Source organism: Allobranchiibius sp. CTAmp26, assembly GCF_017565405.1.
GTDB lineage: Bacteria > Actinomycetota > Actinomycetes > Actinomycetales > Dermatophilaceae > Allobranchiibius.
Map to the genome: position 1 here is coordinate 220,589 of NZ_JAGEKR010000016.1, position 18,612 is coordinate 239,200.

14 protein-coding genes are annotated in these 18,612 nt (G+C 68.8%); 12 read left to right on the plus strand and 2 right to left on the minus strand.

Annotated features, from left to right (window positions below; all coding sequences use genetic code 11):
• The first annotated feature begins 126 nt into the window (after positions 1 to 126).
• A complete protein-coding gene (locus J4030_RS12565) occupies positions 127 to 759 on the plus strand; it encodes a TMEM175 family protein (protein WP_208049562.1) in 633 nt (210 codons plus the stop codon).
• Here J4030_RS12565 and J4030_RS12570 read toward each other — a convergent pair.
• Positions 749 to 1,354 (minus strand): TetR/AcrR family transcriptional regulator, encoded by a 606-nt coding sequence (locus J4030_RS12570; protein WP_208049563.1) that lies wholly within the window; start codon positions 1,352 to 1,354, stop codon positions 749 to 751. The two genes, J4030_RS12565 and J4030_RS12570, sit on opposite strands and share 11 nt — an antisense overlap.
• 82 nt (positions 1,355 to 1,436) lie before the next feature.
• Here J4030_RS12570 and J4030_RS12575 point away from each other — a divergent pair, with 82 nt between their 5' ends.
• From J4030_RS12575 to J4030_RS12615, 9 genes are all read left to right on the plus strand, one after another.
• Positions 1,437 to 3,011 (plus strand): MFS transporter, encoded by a 1,575-nt coding sequence (locus tag J4030_RS12575; protein WP_208049564.1) that lies wholly within the window; start codon positions 1,437 to 1,439, stop codon positions 3,009 to 3,011.
• An 81-nt stretch (positions 3,012 to 3,092) separates the two neighbouring features.
• Positions 3,093 to 4,793 (plus strand): dihydroxy-acid dehydratase, encoded by a 1,701-nt coding sequence (gene ilvD, locus J4030_RS12580; protein ID WP_208049565.1) that lies wholly within the window; start codon positions 3,093 to 3,095, stop codon positions 4,791 to 4,793.
• Between the two features lie 72 nt (positions 4,794 to 4,865).
• On the plus strand, positions 4,866 to 5,624 hold the full coding sequence (locus J4030_RS12585; protein WP_208049566.1) for an ABC transporter ATP-binding protein: 759 nt from the start codon (positions 4,866 to 4,868) through the stop codon (positions 5,622 to 5,624).
• Positions 5,609 to 7,171 carry a hypothetical protein gene (locus J4030_RS12590; RefSeq protein WP_208049567.1) on the plus strand — a complete coding sequence of 521 codons (1,563 nt, stop codon included), beginning with the start codon at positions 5,609 to 5,611 and terminating at the stop codon, positions 7,169 to 7,171. Before J4030_RS12585 ends, J4030_RS12590 begins: the two co-directional genes overlap by 16 nt.
• A gap of 42 nt (positions 7,172 to 7,213) precedes the next feature.
• The gene (locus J4030_RS12595) at positions 7,214 to 7,867 is read left to right on the plus strand and encodes an NAD(P)H-binding protein (protein ID WP_208049568.1); all 654 of its coding nucleotides are present in this window, start codon (positions 7,214 to 7,216) and stop codon (positions 7,865 to 7,867) included.
• 270 nt (positions 7,868 to 8,137) lie between these two features.
• Entirely contained in the window at positions 8,138 to 9,976 is a 1,839-nt protein-coding gene (locus J4030_RS12600) for an acetolactate synthase large subunit (RefSeq protein WP_208049569.1), read from the plus strand.
• Positions 9,976 to 10,488, plus strand: a complete 513-nt coding sequence (ilvN, locus tag J4030_RS12605) for an acetolactate synthase small subunit (protein ID WP_208049570.1) — start codon at positions 9,976 to 9,978, stop codon at positions 10,486 to 10,488. Before J4030_RS12600 ends, ilvN begins: the two co-directional genes overlap by 1 nt.
• Positions 10,489 to 10,547: 59 nt before the next feature.
• Positions 10,548 to 11,567 (plus strand): ketol-acid reductoisomerase, encoded by a 1,020-nt coding sequence (ilvC, locus tag J4030_RS12610; protein WP_208049642.1) that lies wholly within the window; start codon positions 10,548 to 10,550, stop codon positions 11,565 to 11,567.
• 205 nt (positions 11,568 to 11,772) lie between these two features.
• On the plus strand, positions 11,773 to 13,665 hold the full coding sequence (locus tag J4030_RS12615; protein WP_208049571.1) for an exonuclease domain-containing protein: 1,893 nt from the start codon (positions 11,773 to 11,775) through the stop codon (positions 13,663 to 13,665).
• A gap of 78 nt (positions 13,666 to 13,743) precedes the next feature.
• Here the strand turns inward: J4030_RS12615 and J4030_RS12620 are convergent, their stop codons facing one another.
• Positions 13,744 to 15,756: an acyltransferase family protein gene (locus J4030_RS12620; RefSeq protein WP_208049572.1), complete on the minus strand. Its 2,013-nt coding sequence runs from the start codon at positions 15,754 to 15,756 to the stop codon at positions 13,744 to 13,746.
• Positions 15,757 to 16,210: 454 nt separating this feature from the next.
• On the opposite strand from J4030_RS12620, the gene J4030_RS12625 reads away from it, so the two are divergent.
• Entirely contained in the window at positions 16,211 to 17,275 is a 1,065-nt protein-coding gene (locus J4030_RS12625; protein ID WP_208049573.1) for a 3-isopropylmalate dehydrogenase, read from the plus strand.
• Positions 17,276 to 17,357: 82 nt separating this feature from the next.
• A complete protein-coding gene (locus tag J4030_RS12630) occupies positions 17,358 to 18,452 on the plus strand; it encodes a branched-chain amino acid aminotransferase (protein ID WP_208049574.1) in 1,095 nt (364 codons plus the stop codon).
• Positions 18,453 to 18,612 lie beyond the last annotated feature (160 nt).

An 18,612-nucleotide genomic window follows, 5' to 3' on the forward strand; every position in this document is an offset into this window, starting at 1 on the left:
GTCGCGCCATCCGGACAGGTCCCTCCGGCGTGGCCACCGTGGCGCAGGTACGCCCGAGAGACACACGCCGGCCTGTGCTTCTCGGACCTACCTGAGTCAGCGTGGCGGTGTGCCTACTCTGCAGGTGTGGATCACCGGGCGTCGCAGGCGGAGCGCGGACGTGACCTGGAGCGGCTGCTCACCTTCATCGACGCGATCGTCGCGATCGCCATCACGCTGCTCGTCCTGCCCCTGGCGGACCTGGCCTCCGGGGTCACCGACAACCAGTCCGTCGCGGCGCTCATGCGGGTCCACCAGGCGCAGATCTGGTCCTTCCTGCTCAGCTTCGCGGTGATCGCCCGGCTCTGGTTCGCCCAGCACCGAGCGGTGCGGCACCTGCAGGACGCGGACCGGGCGGTGTCGTGGTTGCTCGTCGTGTGGACACTCACCATCGTCTTCCTGCCGTTTCCGACGGCCCTGGTCGCCGAAGCGGGTCATCAGGCGACGGTCAAGGTCCTCTACATCGGCACCATCGCGGTGAGCATGGCCATCATCGGCGTGATCGCCGGCGTCATCCGACGGCGGCCGGGGCTGGCCGACGGAGAGGGTCTGCCGCAGGTGGAGCCGTCGGCGGTGAGCGCGCTTCTCTTCGGGGTGGCGCTGGTGGTCACCCTCGTCGTCCCCGCTACGAGCTACTACCCCTTGCTGCTGCTTCTGGCGGAATCCCCGCTGCTGCGGCTCTACCGCCGGTGGGCCCCGCAGCGTGACATCAGACCGTGAGGCGTGCCAGCGCCGTCACCAGGTGCTCCAGCACTCCGTCCCACGCCGCCACGTGCTGGTCGACGATGAGCATCGCGCACCCGTGCAGCCCCGCCCACAGCGCGCTCGCATCGCCCTCAGGGTCCGTGCTGCTGGAGGCGCCCGCGTCGATACAGGCCTGGATGCCCTCGACGAGGATCGCGAACGCGCGCAGGCCTGGGCTGTCGCCGGTCGTGGGCGGACCCGTCATGGTCTTGGCGCCCCCGAAGAGCACCCGGTACCGATGCGGTGACTGCTCGGCGTACGCCAGATACGCGGCGCATCCCCGGCGGAGGCGACTGACCGGATCCTGCGGTCCGGTGTCGATGGCGTGCTGCGCGAAAAGCCGTAGCTGGGTGAAGGATTCGTCGATCACGGCCAGCACGATGGCGTCCCGATCCGGGAAGTGCGCGTAGATCGAGGGTGCGGAGATCCCGACCTCCCGAGCGACCGCGCGCAAGGTGATCGCGTCCTCCCGGCCCTCCCGGTCGAGGATCCGGCCCGCGGCCGCCACGATCTCGGGCCCGAGGGAGGCACCCTGACCGCGCGGATTCCGTGGACGTTCCGTCGTCGTCATGACGATCACTTTACAAGTGTTAGGTGAGGGTGCAGGATTACGGATGTAAGGCAACAGCCGTTAACTCATTCGGGAGCAACCGATGGATGTCACGCCCACCCCCTTCTCCGGCCATCCCCGACGCCGCCAGGTGCTCGCGGTCATGTGCCTGTCGTTGCTGATCGTCGTGGTCGACAACACCGTCCTCAACACCGCACTGCCGTCCCTCGCCCGGGCGCTGCACGCGACCAGCACCGACCTGCAGTGGATCACCGACGGATACACCCTGGCCTTCGCCGCTCTGCTGATCGTGGCCGGCGCGCTCGGCGATCGGTTCGGGCGGCGCGGCGCACTCCTGCTCGGTTTGTCGATCTTCGGCGCGGGTTCCGTGGCCGCCGCGCTGTCGGGCAGTCCCGAGGCGCTGATCGCCTGCCGTGCGGTGATGGGCGTCGGCGGCGCCTTCGTGATGCCCGCCACGCTGTCCATCCTCACCAGTGTCTTCCCGGCCAAGGAACGTGCCGGAGCCATCGCGGCCTGGTCCGGTGTGGCCGGCATCGCGATCGTGGTCGGGCCGACGCTCGGCGGATTTCTGCTCGAGCACTTCTCCTGGAGCTCGGTCTTCTGGATCAACGTGCCGCTGGTCGTCGTCGCGCTCGGCGCCGTCACGACCGTCGTACCGGCGATGCCGCCCTCGGCGTCCGCGGACGGACGCCGTCCCCGCCTCGACGTCCTGGGCGCCGGGTTGTCGGCGCTCGGAATGCTCGCTCTGATCGACGCGGTCATCGAGGCCGGCGACCGGGGATGGACCTCCGCCCTCACCCTGGGTGAGGGTGCTGCGGCCGCTGCCTTGTTCGCGGCCTTCATCGCCCGGGAGCTGACCACCGCCCACCCCCTGATCGACGTACGGATCTTCGCCAACCGGGCGTTCTCCGCCGCGGCCGTCTCCGTGGGTCTGATCTTCTTCGCGCTGTTCGGCTCGCTCTTCGGCCTCACCCAGTACCTCCAGCTGGTGCATGGGTACAGCCCGTTGTCCGCCGGTCTGCGCGCGCTGCCCTTCGCGGCGGCCGTCCTGGTGGCAGCGCCACTGAGCAGCCCACTGGCTGCGCGGGTCGGTGCCCGGGTGGTCATCCCCGCCGGACTGGTGTTCATGGGCGCCGGCCTGCTGGCGTTGTACGACGTCACCCCGACCACCGGCGTCGTGCACATCTCGGTGGGTGTCGCCCTCATGGGCACCGGCATGGGCCTGGCCCTGGCGCCCGCGGGCGAATCGATCATGAGCGTGCTGCCCGAGCGTGAGCGGGGCGTCGGGAGCGCCGTGAACGACACCGTGCAGGAGCTCGGTGGAAGTCTCGGCGTCGCGGTCATCGGGAGCCTGGTGACGGCGGCGTACCGCTCGAACTTCACGGCCGCTGCCGTGCACCTGCCGGCCACGATCGTCCAGCCTGCGCGCGGGTCGGTCGCAGCCGCGGATGCGACGGCGACGCACTCGGGTCCCTACGCCGCGTCGGTCACCCAGGCTGCCGACCAGGCGTTCACGAGCGCCATGACCCACGGCTTCCTCGTCGCGGCGCTCGTCGCGCTGGTGGGAGCCGCGCTGACGGCCTGGGCCCTCCCGGGACGGGCCGCGACGTCGGTCGTCGAGCCCGAGATCCCCCGACTGGAGCCCGTCACGTCCTGAGCGCACGCCGTGCCCCGGAGCCCACGCCCGTCCCGTGGACCCCGGGGCACCGGTCTGCCATGCGGGAATAGGCTGCCGGACATGTCTGGGACCCCTGATCTGAAGCCCCGCAGCCGCGACGTCACCGACGGTCTGGAGAAGACCGCATCCCGCGGCATGCTGCGCGCGGTCGGGATGGGCGACGAGGACTGGGCCAAGCCCCAGATCGGCGTGGCGAGCTCCTGGAACGAAATCACCCCCTGCAACCTCTCGCTCGACCGGCTCGCGACCGCGTCCAAGGAGGGCGTGCACGCGGCCGGTGGCTACCCGCTGGAGTTCGGCACGATCAGCGTCTCCGACGGCATCTCGATGGGCCACGAAGGGATGCACTTCTCCCTGGTCAGCCGCGAGATCATCGCCGACTCGGTCGAGACGGTCGTCAGCGCCGAACGCCTCGACGGCACAGTGCTGCTCGCGGGATGCGACAAGTCGTTGCCCGGCATGCTGATGGCCGCCGCGCGCCTCGATCTGGCCAGTGTCTTCCTGTATGCCGGGTCGATCCTGCCGGGCATCGCCAAGCTGTCGGACGGCACCGAGAAGCAGGTCACGATCATCGACGCCTTCGAGGCCGTCGGTGCCTGTGCCGCCGGGCTGATGAGCCGAGCGGACGTCGACACCATCGAACGCGCCATCTGTCCGGGCGAGGGTGCCTGCGGCGGCATGTACACCGCCAACACCATGGCGTCGGTCGCCGAGGCCATCGGCATGTCGCTGCCCGGCAGCGCCGCGCCGCCCGCGACCGACCGCCGCCGTGACGGGTTCGCCCGCAAGTCCGGTGAGGCCGTCGTGGAGATGCTGCGCCAGGGCATCACGGCACGGGACATCATGACCAAAGAGGCGTTCGAGAACGCGATCGCCGTGGTGATGGCGTTCGGCGGATCGACCAACGCGGTGCTGCACCTGCTCGCGATTGCCCACGAGGCCGACGTCGACCTGTCGATCGACGACTTCCAGCGGATCGGCTCCCGGGTGCCGCACCTGGCGGACGTCAAGCCGTTCGGCAGCTACGTGATGACCGACATCGACAGGGTCGGCGGAGTGCCCGTGGTCATGCGCGCGCTGCTGGACGCCGGGCTCATGAACGGCGACTGCATGACCGTCACCGGTCGGACGATGGCGGAGAACCTCGCGGACGTGCCGCCGCCGGACATCGACGGCAAGGTGATCCGCGCGATGAACGAGCCGATCCACCGCACCGGCGGTATCACGATCCTCAAGGGTTCGCTCGCGCCCGAGGGCGCGGTCGTGAAGTCCGCCGGCTTCGACAGCGACGTATTCGAAGGCACCGCAAGGGTCTTCGACGGGGAGCGTGCCGCGATGGACGCCGTCTCCGAGGGCTCGCTCAAGCCCAAGGACGTCGTCGTCATCCGGTACGAGGGCCCCAAGGGCGGCCCGGGGATGCGCGAGATGCTCGCGGTCACCGGCGCCATCAAAGGCGCCGGGCTGGGCAAGGACGTGCTGCTGCTGACCGACGGGCGTTTCTCGGGGGGCACCACCGGCCTGTGCGTCGGTCACGTCGCGCCCGAGGCGGTCGACGAGGGGCCGATCGCGTTCGTGCACGACGGCGACCCCATCCGCCTCGACGTGGCGGGCGGCACCCTCGACCTGCTGGTCGACGAGGAGGAGATGGCGCGTCGTCGTACGGCGGGCGTCACGCACCCCGAGTCCAAGTACACCCGCGGCGTGCTCGCCAAGTACCGGCGACTGGTCGGCTCGGCGAGCAACGGCGCCGTCTGCGACTGACCACCGAGATCGCGGGGAAGCTTCCCGCGCGGTTGACCCTATGTAGGGCGTCGATCCTGGTTGACTGCGCTCGTGCAGCACGCGGTCGTCTTCGACGGACTCTTCAAGACCTTCGGCGGCCGGGTGGCGGTGGACCGGCTGTCCCTGCAGATCCCGGTCGGGTCCGTCTACGGGGTGCTGGGGCCGAACGGCGCCGGCAAGACCACGTCGATGCTCATGGCGAGCGGCCTGCTGCGCCCCGACGCCGGACGAGTGGAGGTGCTCGGCCGTGACGTGTGGGCCGATCCGGTGGCGGCGAAGGCGTTGTTCGGTGTCGCGCCGGACGGCCTGCGACTCTTCGACAGTCTGAGCGCGCAGGAGCTGCTGCGGTTCGTCGGCGAGTTGCGCTCGATGCCCGGCCCGGTCATCGCCGAGCGCGCCACCGAGTTGCTCCACGTGCTCGGTCTGGCGGACGCCGCGAACGTGGTCGTCGCCGACTTCTCGGCGGGCATGACCAAGAAGATCGGTCTCGCCTGCGCGATGCTGCACGCGCCGCGGGTCCTGATCCTGGACGAGCCGTTCGAGTCCGTCGACCCGGTCTCGGCGCAGACCATGCGCAGCGTCCTCTCGCGGTACGTCGCGGGCGGGGGCACCGTGGTGATGTCCAGCCACGTGATGGAGCTGGTCGAAGCGGTCTGCGATCACGTCGCGGTCATCGTCCGCGGCCGACCTCTCGCGGCGGGGCGCACGGCGGACGTACGAGGCGGCATGAGCCTGCACGAGCGGTTCCTGCAGTTGGCGGGGGTGGGCACGAACGAGCTCGGAAGCGGGTTGCAGTGGCTGCAGTCCTGATCCGGCTCAAACTGACGATCCTGCGCCGGTCGCTCGGAAGGGACACGTCCCGGCTCATCAGCTTCGTGTTCGGCCTCGTGGCCGGGGCGATGGTGTGCCTCGGGTCGATCCTGGCCACCGCGGGCCTGCGCAGCGGGTCCGTGGCGGACGCATCCGGTGCCGTCGCGGCGCTGGCCACGGTGACCATGCTCTGGATGGTCACTCCGCTGATGATGGCCGGAGTCGACAGCTCGCTGGACACCGCCGCGTTCTCGCTGCTTCCGCTCGGTGCCCGACGCCTCATCCCCGGGCTGACGCTGGCGGCGTTCGTCGGCATACCCGGCGCGGTCACCGCGGTGTTCGCCCTCGATCAGATCGCGGTCTGGAGCAGATCCGTGCCCGCGACGCTCGCGGCGATCGTCGCGGGCCTCCTCGGTGCCGCCACCTGTGTGGTGCTGTCGCGGGTGGTCACCTCCCTGATCGCCCGCTCGATGTGGCGACGGCGTGCGCGGTTCCTCGTGACCTTGGTGCTGCCCGTGGTCTACCTGGTGCCGTTGATGCTCGACCAAGTCCTCCAGCGCGGCCATTCGAGCCTGGAGGCCTCCGCTGTCCGGCCAGCAGCAGGCATCGCGGGGTGGACCCCGTTCGGGTGGGCTTGGGCGGTCCCGTGGGAGGTCGCGCGCGGCGCGTACGCCGGTGCGGCGGTGCACCTCGCGCTCGCCGTCGCGTTGCTGGTCGTGCTGGCGGTGCTGTGGGAGCGGGTGCTCGACGTCGAACTGACGACCACCGCTCCGAGGCAGGTGGGGACGGTCCACGCGTCGCGGGCCCGGTCGGGACGGTCCGGCCCGCTGGCCGCGATCGCCCGCCGACGACTGCTCGGCTGGCGTCGCGATCCGCGGCTCACCATGCAGGCGGTCACCCTCGTCGCCGTATCCCTCATCCCGGCAGTGCCCGCGCTCTTCGGTCCTGGCCATCAGGATGGTCCGTCCGGACTGGTCCCGCTGGTCCTGTCGGCCTCGATGGCAGGCGTGCTGATGGCGAACGACCTGGCCTACGACGGCACGGCGTGGTGGCTGCAGGTGGCTGCCGGCGTCCCCGGCTGGGTCGACCGCGCCGGGCGGGTGCTCGCGATCGGGGTGAGTGTCCTGGCCTTCGATGTCCTGGTGTCGATCGTGCAGGTCGCGTTCGGGACACGGACCGCCTGGTTGGCGGTGAGCGGGCCGTTGCTCAGTGCGCTGCTGATCGCCCTCGGCATGGGGGCCGCCCTGGGAGCGATGGATCCGGGGACCGCTGCGCGCCGAGGACCGAATCCGTTCGCCGGCAGCGCCGGAGGCGGTGCGCGGGGGTGCCTCACCGCGCTCGTGATGTTCGGCGTGCCGGTGTTCCTGGTCGCACCGGTGATCGTCGGCGCGGTCCTTGCCGGGCACTCGACCCTCCTCCAGTGCCTGGTCCTCACGGCGGGAGCGCTGTGGGGCGCCGGCGGGCTCGTGGTCGGGATCTGGTGGGGCGGCCGGATCCTGGACCGGGGCGCACCCGAGATGCTCGGCAAGCTGCGCACGTTCGGCTGAACCGCTCTCGAGGGGAGGGAGTGCATGCGGCACAGTGGTCGCATGACTTCCATCGCCATCTTCGGCGGCCACGGCAAGGTCGCACTCACGCTGTCCCGACTCCTCGTCGGCGCGGGCCACGACGTCCGGTCGATCTTCCGCAACGAGGACCACGTGCCCGATGTCGTCGCGACCGGCGCCACGCCGGTGGTCACCGACCTGGAGACCACCGACGTCCCGGCGATGGCCGAGCTCCTGCACGGGGTCGACGCGGTGGTCTGGACCGCGGGTGCCGGCGGCGGGAGCGAAGCACGCACGTACGCGGTCGACCGCGATGCCGCGATCCGCAGCATGAACGCCACGGTCTCAGCTGGTGCGACCCGCTACGTGATGGTGTCCTATTTCGGAGCGGGTCCCGATCACGGTGTGCCGCACGACAACTCGTTCTTCGCGTACGCCGAGGCGAAGGCTGCCGCCGACGAGTACCTGCGCGGGACGGGCCTCGACTGGACGATCCTCGGACCGAGCTCGCTGACCGACGACCAGCCGACCAGCCGCATCGAGATCAACGACGGTTCTGTGAAGGGCGGTTCGGTCGACCGCGCCGATGTGGCAGCCGTCATCGCCGGCGTCGTGGAGCTTCCGACGTCGTACAGCCGGATCATCGAGTTCAACAACGGACCGACCCCGATCGGGGAGGCCCTCGAGGCGCTGTGACCCCCCGCGGTTGTCAGCGGATCCCTGGTGCCGGCGCCAGTAATCCGCTGACAATCGGGTGCAGTTCTCGAATGATGAGACGCCGGTCTCACATTGTTGACGGTGGTCCGGTCCGGTTGCAGACTGTGGCTGTGGCCCGAATTCTCGTACTTGTGAGGCACGCCCGCTGACACACCGTCGGTGAGCGTGCCAGCCCTCAATGCCTGCGAAGGCTGGGGGCCTTTTTCATGCCATGTTCCAGCAGGGTCAGGACCGAACGCGAGGACAACGATGACCAACGTGACGCACAAGCCGTCCACCCCGGTGCCCGCACCTCCCGCCGGCGCTCGCGCCGCGACGCCGCCGCGCGAGGTGACCGGTGCGGAGAGCCTCGTTCTCTCCCTCGAATCCCTCGAGGTGGACACGGTATTCGGCATCCCGGGCGGCGCGATCCTGCCGGCGTACGACCCGCTGATGGACTCCACGAAGGTGCGCCACATCCTGGTCCGCCACGAGCAGGGCGCGGGTCACGCCGCCCAGGGGTACGCCGCCGCGACCGGCCGGGTCGGCGTCTGCATGGCGACCAGCGGGCCGGGCGCCACCAACCTGGTCACCGCGATCGCCGACGCCTACATGGACTCCGTGCCGATCGTCGTGGTCACCGGTCAGGTCGCGTCGCGCGTGATCGGCACGGACGCCTTCCAGGAGGCCGACATCCGCGGCATCACGATGCCCATCACCAAGCACAACTACCTGGTCACCGACGCGGCAGACATCTCCCGGGCGTTGGCGGAGGCCTTCCACATCGCCTCGACCGGCCGCCCCGGACCGGTGCTGGTCGACATCAGCAAGGACGCGCTGACCGGGCGGACCGACTTCTCCTGGCCGCCAGCGTTCGACCTGCCCGGGTACCGGCCGGTCACCCGGCCGCACAGCAAGCAGATCCGGGCCGCCGCCGACCTGATGCTGGCGGCCAAGCGACCGGTGCTCTACGTGGGCGGCGGAGTGATCCGTGCCGAGGCCAGCGCCGAACTACAGCAGTTCGTGGAGCTGACCGGCATCCCGGTCGTCACCACCCTGATGGCCCGTGGCGCGTTCCCGGACAGTCACCCGCTGCACCTCGGTATGCCGGGGATGCACGGCTCGGTCGCCGCGGTGACCGCGCTGCAGAAGTCGGATCTGCTCCTTGCGTTGGGTACTCGGTTCGACGACCGGGTGACCGGTGAGATCTCGACATTCGCGCCCGAGGCGAAGGTGGTGCACGCCGACATCGACCCGGCCGAGATCTCCAAGAACCGGATCGCCGACGTGCCGATCGTCGGCGACTGCAAGGAGGTCATCAACGAGTTGATGGCGCTCGTGCGCGCGGACCACGAGGCGGGGCGCCAGGGTGACTACGACGCCTGGCGCACTCGGAGCACCGGGTGGGCGCAGACCTTCCCGCTGGGGTATTCGCCCGAGGAGGGTGCGACGGCGATCCCGCCGCAGTACGTCATCGAGCGGATCGGCGCCCTCACCGGCCCCGACGCCGTCTACGCCGCCGGGGTCGGCCAGCACCAGATGTGGGCCGCCCAGTTCGTGAAGTACGAGCGGCCCAACTCCTGGATCAACTCCGGGGGACTCGGCACGATGGGGTACGCCGTCCCGGCCGCCATGGGCGCGAAGGTCGGCGAACCCGACCGCACCGTGTGGGCGATCGACGGCGACGGGTGCTTCCAGATGACCAACCAGGAGCTCGCGACCTGCGTCATCAACAACATCCCGATCAAGGTCGCGATCATCAACAACTCCAGCCTCGGCATGGTGCGCCAGTGGCAGACGCTGTTCTACAACGAGCGTTACTCCAACACCGACCTGAACACCTCGGTGGGCTCGCGGGTGCCGGACTTCGTGAAGCTCGCGGACGCGTACGGCTGCGTGGGCTTGCGATGCGAACGCGCCGAGGACGTCGACGACACGATCCGGAAGGCGTTGGAGATCAACGACGTTCCCGTCGTCATCGACTTCGTGGTGGAGCGTGACGCAATGGTGTGGCCGATGGTGCCGGCCGGCGTCAGCAACGACATGGTGACGACTGCTCGAGCGATGACGCCCGTGTGGGATCGCGACGACGAGGCAGGAGACGCCTGATGGCGCGGCACACGCTCTCGGTCCTGGTGGAGAACAGCCCCGGTGTGCTCGCGCGCATCGCGGGGCTGATCTCGCGCCGCGGCTTCAACATCGACTCCCTGGCCGTCGGGCCCACCGAGCACGACACGGTGTCCCGGATGACGATCGTGGTCGACGTCGACCCGGTCGCGCTGGAGCAGGTCACCAAGCAGCTCAACAAGCTCATCGAGGTGCTGAAGGTCGTCGAGCTGGAGGCCGGTCACTCGGTGCAGCGCGAGATCGTGCTGATCAAGGTGCGCTGCGACGCGGCGAGCCGGGTGGAGATCGTGCAGATCACCGAGCTGTTCCGATGCAACGTGGTGGACGTGTCCGTGGACTCCATCGTCATCGAGGCGACCGGCACTCCCGAGAAGTTGATCGCGCTGCTGGACGTCCTCGAGCCGTACGGCGTGCGCGAGCTGGTGCAGTCCGGGCTGGTCGCCATCGGTCGGGGGAGCCGGTCGATCACCGACCGCAGTCGCCGTTCGGCCTGAATCACTTTCCTATTCAACGAATCCGATCTACCAAGGAGATCCACACCGTGCCTGCTGAGATGTTCTACGACGACGACGCCGACCTGTCGGTGATCCAGGGCCGCAAGGTGGCCGTCATCGGCTACGGCAGCCAGGGGCACGCCCACGCCCTCAACCTGCGCGACTCCGGCGTCCAGGTCGTCGTCGGTCTGCGAGAGGGTTCCTCGTCCCGGGAGAAGGCCGAGAACGAGGGCCTGCAGGTGATGACCGTCGCCGAGGCCGTGCAGCACTCCGACGTGGTCATGCTGCTCGCGCCGGACCAGGTGCAGCGCGGGCTGTACGCCGAGGAGATCGCACCGCACCTGAAGCCGGGCAACGCCCTCTTCTTCAGCCACGGCTTCAACATCCGCTTCGACTACATCGTGCCCCCCGAGGGCGTCGACGTCGCGATGGTCGCGCCCAAGGGCCCGGGTCACCTCGTACGCCGTGAGTACGCCGACGGGCGCGGTGTGCCGGTGCTCGTGGCGGTCGAGGTCGACGCCTCCGGAAAGGCCTGGGACCTCGCGACGTCCTACGCCAAGGCCATCGGCGGCCTGCGCGCCGGCGGGATCAGGACGACGTTCACCGAGGAGACCGAGACCGACCTCTTCGGTGAGCAGGCGGTGCTGTGCGGCGGTGCGTCGCAACTGGTGATGTACGGCTTCGAGGTGCTCACCGAGGCCGGATACCAGCCCGAGATCGCCTACTTCGAGTGCCTGCACGAGCTGAAGCTCATCGTCGACCTGATGATCGAGGGCGGCATCGCCAAGCAGCGCTGGTCCATCTCGGACACCGCCGAGTTCGGCGACTACGTCTCCGGCCCCCGCGTGATCGACCCGCACGTGAAGGAGAACATGCAGGCCGTGCTCGCCGACATCGTGAACGGCAAGTTCGCCCAGCGCTTCATCGACGACCAGGACGCCGGTGCGCCGGAGTTCAACCGGCTGCGCAAGCAGGGCGCCGAGCACCCGATCGAGGCGACCGGCAAGCAGCTGCGCGGGCTGATGAGCTGGATCAAGGACTCCGACTCGGACTACGTCGAGGGTTCCGCCTCGCGCTGACACCCGTCGCACCGAAGGCCGCCACCCGGGCAGGGTGGCGGCCTTCGTCGTACGAGATGTCACTTTCGGAGGGTGATCGGGCGTCCGCACCCTCCGAAACCGACATCTCGGCTGGGCGAAGGGCGTTCGCGACGTGGTTCGGCGGGTTAGGTTGTGGTCGGTTCGCTGCTGGTGAGGCAAAGGTGTTGCAGGTGGGGGAGATTCGATGATTCTCGACGCAGTTGGTCCGTTGGGGTCCCAGGTCTCGACCTGTTATCCACACGATTACGCCGTCGTTGACGTGGAGACGACCGGTCTCGCTTCCGCGACGGACCGAGTGGTGCAGATCGCGGTCACACAGATGGGCGCGGACGGCGCCATCGGTGAGTCCTGGTCGACTCTGGTCGACCCCGGGCGCGATCCTGGTCCGACACACGTCCACGGTCTGACGGCGGCTGATCTACGCGGCGCACCACAGTTTGGAGCCGTCGCGGGGCCCCTGTCCGACCTCTTGTACGGGCGGGTCCTCGTTGCCCACAACGCAAAATTCGACTGGTCGTTCCTGCAAGCGGAGTTCGGAAGGGGGCGACACGATGTCGCCATCGAACGCCGGCTCTGCACTATGGCGTTGACCCGACGACTCAATCTCAACGTCCCCAACCTCACGCTCGGAACACTTGCAAACTACTGGGGAGTGTCCCAGCACCGCGCACACGACGCTGTCGACGACGTCCGGGTGCTGGTGGAGGTGCTGCGGCTCGAACTCGTCATGGCCTATCAGATGGGCCTCGACCTTCCCCTCACGATCGACAGCCGAATCCCGGTGGGGTCTCTGTATCCGACGCCGGCACCCCGGGCAGAGAAGTGCCCGTGGTTGTGGCCCGGAGAGTGGCAGCTTGGTCGACAGCTGGTCCAGGGCATGAAGGTGGTCGTCACGGGACCGACTGCGGTCGATCGCTCGGAATTGATGCGGGACGCCACCGCTGCCGGACTTGACGTGATGAATTCGGTCAGCTCGCGGACGAGCGTGGTGATCTGCAACTCCGATCAGTCATCGACGAGGAAGTTCGCCCAGGCCGTGCGTCTCGGCATACCGCTGATATCGGAGCCGGACTTCCGGCGAATGCTTGGTTCAGTCCGTCCGGGGACCCCCCTCATGCGTGCTCTCGGCCGGACAGATATCGATCCCACGGGTATCGAGGCGACGGTGGAACGCCGAGTGCGTTCTGAGCAGAGCTCGCGAGCCACGCCGGTCCCTGGTCCCGATACGCCGGAGCACGCTGTCGGCGACGGCGGGGTCACTGGGCGCAATGTGATCGGTCCCGGAGACCGCGTCCTGGTGCTCGGTGGCTCGCATGAGCAGTGTCTGCGCGTTCGGCGGCGGGTCATGGCGCTCGGGGCGCAGCCGGCGGTAAGGCTGACTGCGTCCATTTCTCACGTCGTGATGTTGGGTCGAGCCGATCAGGACCCGCGGCTGGCGCGTGCCCGCGAGATGGGCGCGTGCATGCTTCGTGGCGAATCATTCGTCGTCGAAGAACCTGCCAGACCGCTTGCGGTCACGGAGCAGACGCCAGCGAGCGAGAGCGCGGCGGTGCACGGTGGCGTCCAGCTGCCGCGGGGTGGTGTCATCGACCTCCCGGGAGGTAAGCAGTTCGCGCTCACGGTCGAGTGGGATTCGAATCTGCTGCGCGGCGAAGTGGACATCGTCGGGTTCGTACTCGATGAGAGGGCCGCTGTGGGGTCCGACGAAGACTTCGTCTTCTACAACCAGTCCAAGCACCCGTCAGGTGCCCTTGCGCTGGGCTTGGACATCAGCGGCGAGGTCACCGCTGAGGTCGACCCACGACTGTTGCCTGAACCTCGGTGCATCCGAATTGCCGCGTCGCTCGATGGCGATTGTTCGTTCGGCGACGTCGGCGCGCTTGAGCTCACGCTGCGTTCGAGCCTCGGAGAACCCATCGCATCGACGACGATCGATGCAGCGACGTCGGAGACGTCGCTGCTATTGGCCGACTTCTACCTCCGCGGCGACGTGTGGCGGTTCCGTTCTATCGGTCAGGGATACGAGCGAACATTGGCGGAGCTCGCGCGGCAGTACGGGGTCGAGGTCGAAGGCTGACCCGCGGGCTTCGTCGTACGAGATGTCACTTTCGGAGGGTGATTGGGCGTCCGCACCCTCCGAAACCGGCATCTCGCGTCACTGGGAGGTCGTGGGCGCCGGGGTCGTCGGGGTGGCGGGAGTGGTCGGCTTGTAGCCGGCCGCGGAGTAGATGGTGGGCATCAGCCAACCCCACACGATCTTCCCGCCCGCCACGGTGTAGTGCACCCCGTCGCTGCGGATCTTGACCCCGTCGATCACGTCCAGCGGCTTGCCACCCGGGCACAGCTTCGATGCGACGTCGGCGATGCGCACCCGCCCGGGGTGCTGCTGGGCGAACGTCGCGAGGACGGCGTTGACGGCCTTCCCTCGGTACGCGGCGTTTCGGATCGGTGAGATGTCGACGCCTGCCACCACCGAGGAAGTCCAGTCGTAGCACGGCACGTTGGGGATGACGACCTTGGAGTTCGGACCGAGATGCGCCAGTGCCTTGTTGAGGTAGGACAGCAAGTACGCCGCGTACGCCGGGGTGCCGGCGTTCACGATCGAACCCGCCGGGGTGACGTGGTCGAAGACCTCCCAGCCCCCCAGGCTGAGCAGGACGACGGGATTCTTGTCACGCTGCAGGTGCGAGGTCCAGCCCGGGTAGAGATCCGAGCACTCCGGCGCAGCCTGCGCGGTCTGCTTCTTGCCGTAGATCGCGAGTTGCTGTGGCATGAGCCCGCACCCGAAGACGGCGTTCCCGTCGAGGCCCACCTGAGGGAAGGTCGATTGCGGGAAGCTGAACTCCAGCGAGATGCCGACGGAGTCGCCGAGCACTAGGACGCGGACGGGCTTGTTGACGTCCATCTGGCCGACGCCGTAGCTCTTGCCGGTCTGGCCCTGGACGAGAGGGTTGCCGCTCGCGCTTGACGTCGTGAGGATGACGGCGAGCGCGGTCACCGGCAGGACGAGCGCCCCGGTCAGGGTCCCGCCGAGGGTGCCGATCCACTTGCGCAGCCCATGGATGCGGATCGGGTTCTCCACGAGATAGAACGAGGCCGCGCCGGCGGCGAAGCTCAGCGCGAATCGCAGCAGGAACAGGCCGGGGCCGCCGAATCCGACCCGTTTCGGGGTGAGCATCACGAAGATCGGCCAGTGCCAGAGATAGAGGCCGTAGGAGATCTTTCCGATCCAGGCGAACGAGCGGAAGCCGAAGATCGCGGCGATCGGTCCTTCCTGGTCGAGCTCGACGACCGCGATGACCGCGAGGGTGGCGAGCACGAAGACGAAGAACCCGCCGCGCCAGGTGAAGTCGTTCTGATAGCTGACGAAGAGGAAGAAGAAGGCCATCACGGCCATCCCCACCCCGCCGATGACGGTCAGACGCCGATAGTCGCGGGTCAGGCGGCGGCGCGGCGCGTAGCTGAGGTAGACCGCCAGCGCGCTGCCGAGCAGCAACGACTGCGCGCGGCAGTCGGTGCCGTAGTAGATACGGGACGGGTCACCGCCGGGCTGGTAGAGCCAGGCCATCCATACGGCGGACAGGACCGACAGCCCCACCAGGATCTGGGTGATCCGGCGCCGGTTGCCCCGGGTCAGGGCGATCAGGGCGATCATCAGCGCCGGGAGCACGAAGTAGAACTGCTCCTCGATCGCGAGGGTCCACATGTGCCGGTACGGCGAGGGGTCGCCGTACTGCTGGAAGTAGGACTCTCCCTCGGAGATGAAGTGCCAGTTGGCGTAGTAGAAGACGGTGGCGATGCCGTCCGAGCGCATGGTGGCCCGCGCGTACTGGTCGAGCACGTAGGGGCAGATCACCGTGATGCCGATGACGGCGAGCACGAGCCCGGGCAGCAACCGGCGGGCGCGCCGTACGTAGAAGCTCGCCAGGCTGATCGAGCCCCACTTGCGATTCTCGGCGATCAGGAGACCCGCGATGAGGTATCCGGACAGGACGAAGAAGACATCGACCGAGTAGAAGCCGCCCGTCGGCAGGTTGTTGGTGGCGTGGAAGATCATCACCAGGACGATGGCGAGGGCACGCACACCGTCCAGCGCCGGCCGGTGCCGCTTCTTCGGTGCGCTGGCGGAGCGCTTGTGGGCGGCTTCCTTCGCGGCGAGCGTCGTCAAGGGATCTCTTCGGGTGTGATGGAAGTTACTCGGCAGTCAGTGTAAAGGACCGGGTCCGTCGAGCGAGTCGAACGCGCGGCTTCCAGGCGGTCCCCACCCGTCTCGAATGGTGGGATGCCTGTATCGGATCTTGGATGGTCGCCGCTACCGTCGAGTTCAGAACGGCGCCCGAACGGCGCCCAGCGGTCATGGCCAGAGCGCGCTCGACGGTGGAGACCCCACCAGGGCGCGCAGCGGCTCACACCGAGCATGTCAGGAGACGGACGATGTCCGAAGAGCAGATCGAGATCCAGCGGGCGTTGCAGGAGTCCATGGACCTGCGCGACTGACGCGTCGCACCTGTTCGACGGAAGGGCCCCGGCATCACGCCGGGGCCCTTCGTCGTCGCTGAGAGGGTCTCGATATCCGAGACCTGCGTTTCAAATGGCAAGACGAATGACTAGCGTGCTGAGGCATGACCACCACTTCCACACCCACTGCGTCGGACTCCATCGACCTGGCCGTGATCGGCGGGGACGGCATCGGCCCCGAGGTGGTCGCCGAGGGCCTCAAGGTCCTCGAAGCGGTCAGCGCGGCGAAGATCGCGCGCACCGAGTACGACCTGGGCGCCCGTCGTTGGCACGCGACCGGCGAGATCCTCCCGGAGTCGGTCGAGGACGAGCTGCGCGGGCACGACGCGATCCTGCTCGGTGCCATCGGCGACCCGTCGGTGCCCAGCGGGGTCCTGGAACGCGGGCTGCTGCTCAAGCTGCGCTTCGACTTCGACCACTACGTCAACCTGCGCCCGTCCGTGCTGTTCCCCGGCGTGCGCTCGCCGCTGGACGTGGCCCGTGTCGCGCCGGACGGCATCGACTTCGTCGTGGTCCGGGAAGGCACCGAGGGTCCGTACACCGGCAACGGGGGGGCGCTGCGGGTGGGCACCCCCGCCGAACTCGCGACCGAGGTCAGCGTCAACACCCGGTTCGGCGCCGAACGCGCCGTGCGGGACGCGTTCGCCCGCGCCCAGGCCCGTCCGCGCAAGCACCTCACGCTGATCCACAAGCACAACGTGCTGTCGTACGCCGGCCACCTGTGGCGTCGTACGGTCGAGGAGGTCGGCGCGGAATTCCCCGAGGTCAGCACCGACTACGCGCACGTGGACGCCGCGACCATCTACCTGGTCACCGACCCGGGCCGCTTCGACGTCATCGTCACCGACAACCTCTTCGGTGACATCGTCACCGACCTGGCGGCCGCGGTGACCGGCGGGATCGGCCTGGCGGCATCGGGCAACATCAACCCCGAGCGCACGGCACCGTCGATGTTCGAGCCGGTGCACGGCTCGGCCCCCGACATCGCCGGGCAGGCCAAGGCCGACCCGACGGCGACGATCCTGTCGGTCGCGATGCTGCTGGAGCACCTGGGTCGGCCCGACGAGGCGCGGCGCGTCCAGGAGGCGGTGGCCGCCGACCTGGCGGGGCGTGGCGACGCTCCCCGCTCGACCACTCAGATCGGCGCCGCCATCGCGGAGCGGGTATGACGCCCGGGCGTAACCTGGCCCCACCGCCGCACTTGTAGCGCGCGTCACACTCCGACGCGCCGTACGCCCCGAGGAGACCGCCATGGCACTGACCTTCGATGTGACCCGACGCCCCGACGTCGTCAGCGACACCGACCGTGCGGCGGTGCTCGCCGATCCCGGCTTCGGCAACCACTTCACCGACCACATGGTGACGGTGACCTGGACCAAGGGTGACGGCTGGCACGACGCCCGCGTCACGCCGTACGGCCCGATCGCGATCGACCCGTCGGCCGCCGTCCTGCACTACGCGCAGGAGATCTTCGAGGGGATGAAGGCCTACCGGCACGCCGACGGCTCGGTGTGGACCTTCCGGCCCCAGCAGAACGCCGCCCGGTTCGCCCGCAGCTCGGCACGGATGGCGCTGCCGGTGATGCAGGAGGCGGACTTCATCGATTCGTTGCGCGCCCTGGTGACCGTGGACGAGGCCTGGGTGCCGCCCGCGGACGGCGGCGAGACCTCGCTCTACCTGCGGCCGTTCATGTTCGCCTCGGAGCCGTTCCTCGGGGTTCGGCCGGCCAACGAGGTCACCTTCTGCGTGATCGCCTCACCGGCGGGCGCGTACTTCAGCGGCGGCGTCAAGCCGGTCTCGCTCTGGATCTCCACCGACTTCGCCCGGGCGGGTGACGGAGGCACCGGCGCGGCCAAGTGCGGCGGCAACTACGCCTCGTCCCTGGCGGGTCAGCTCGAGGGCATCGAGCACGGCTGCGACCAGGCCGTCTTCCTGGACTCCTCGTCGCACACCTACATCGAAGAGCTCGGCGGGATGAACCTGTTCTTCGTCTACAAGGACGGCCGCCTGGTCACCCCGGAGCTGACCGGCTCGATCCTCGAGGGCGTCACCCGCGACTCGATCCTGGAGCTGTCCAAGGACCTCGGCCTGCAGCCGGAGGAGCGCCGCATCCCCATCCAGGAGTGGAAGGACGGGGCCGCATCCGGCGAGATCGCCGAGGTCTTCGCGTGCGGTACGGCGGCCGTGGTCACCCCGGTCGGCGAGCTCAAGTGGGACGGCGGGTCGTGCGACCACCGCCGCGACGGGCACGACGACGCGATCGCGTTGAAGATCCGCTCGTCGCTGCTGGACATCCAGTACGGCCGGGTCGAGGACTCGCGCGGCTGGCTCACCCGCCTCGCCTGACCGGTCGGGCAGCTCGCCGAGTGGCATACATATCTATCGAGTGCACCTGTCCCAGGTATGCCACTCGAAGGACATGTATGCCACTCGGCGTGTGATCACCTGGTGAGACGGTGATGTCGGATGGTGGACGGGACACAACGGACGGTGCGACGATGCTGCG

What these genes read in the sequence shown, in the direction of transcription:
- J4030_RS12570 (WP_208049563.1), bottom strand. Translation starts at nt 1,354, where the DNA reads ATGACGACGACGGAACGTCCACGGAATCCGCGCGGTCAGGGTGCCTCC.
- J4030_RS12625 (WP_208049573.1), top strand. Translation starts at nt 16,211, where the DNA reads ATGACCACCACTTCCACACCCACTGCGTCGGACTCCATCGACCTGGCC.
- J4030_RS12575 (WP_208049564.1), top strand. Translation starts at nt 1,437, where the DNA reads ATGGATGTCACGCCCACCCCCTTCTCCGGCCATCCCCGACGCCGCCAG.
- J4030_RS12600 (WP_208049569.1), top strand. Translation starts at nt 8,138, where the DNA reads ATGACCAACGTGACGCACAAGCCGTCCACCCCGGTGCCCGCACCTCCC.
- J4030_RS12595 (WP_208049568.1), top strand. Translation starts at nt 7,214, where the DNA reads ATGACTTCCATCGCCATCTTCGGCGGCCACGGCAAGGTCGCACTCACG.
- ilvD (WP_208049565.1), top strand. Translation starts at nt 3,093, where the DNA reads ATGTCTGGGACCCCTGATCTGAAGCCCCGCAGCCGCGACGTCACCGAC.
- ilvN (WP_208049570.1), top strand. Translation starts at nt 9,976, where the DNA reads ATGGCGCGGCACACGCTCTCGGTCCTGGTGGAGAACAGCCCCGGTGTG.
- J4030_RS12615 (WP_208049571.1), top strand. Translation starts at nt 11,773, where the DNA reads ATGATTCTCGACGCAGTTGGTCCGTTGGGGTCCCAGGTCTCGACCTGT.
- J4030_RS12630 (WP_208049574.1), top strand. Translation starts at nt 17,358, where the DNA reads ATGGCACTGACCTTCGATGTGACCCGACGCCCCGACGTCGTCAGCGAC.
- ilvC (WP_208049642.1), top strand. Translation starts at nt 10,548, where the DNA reads ATGTTCTACGACGACGACGCCGACCTGTCGGTGATCCAGGGCCGCAAG.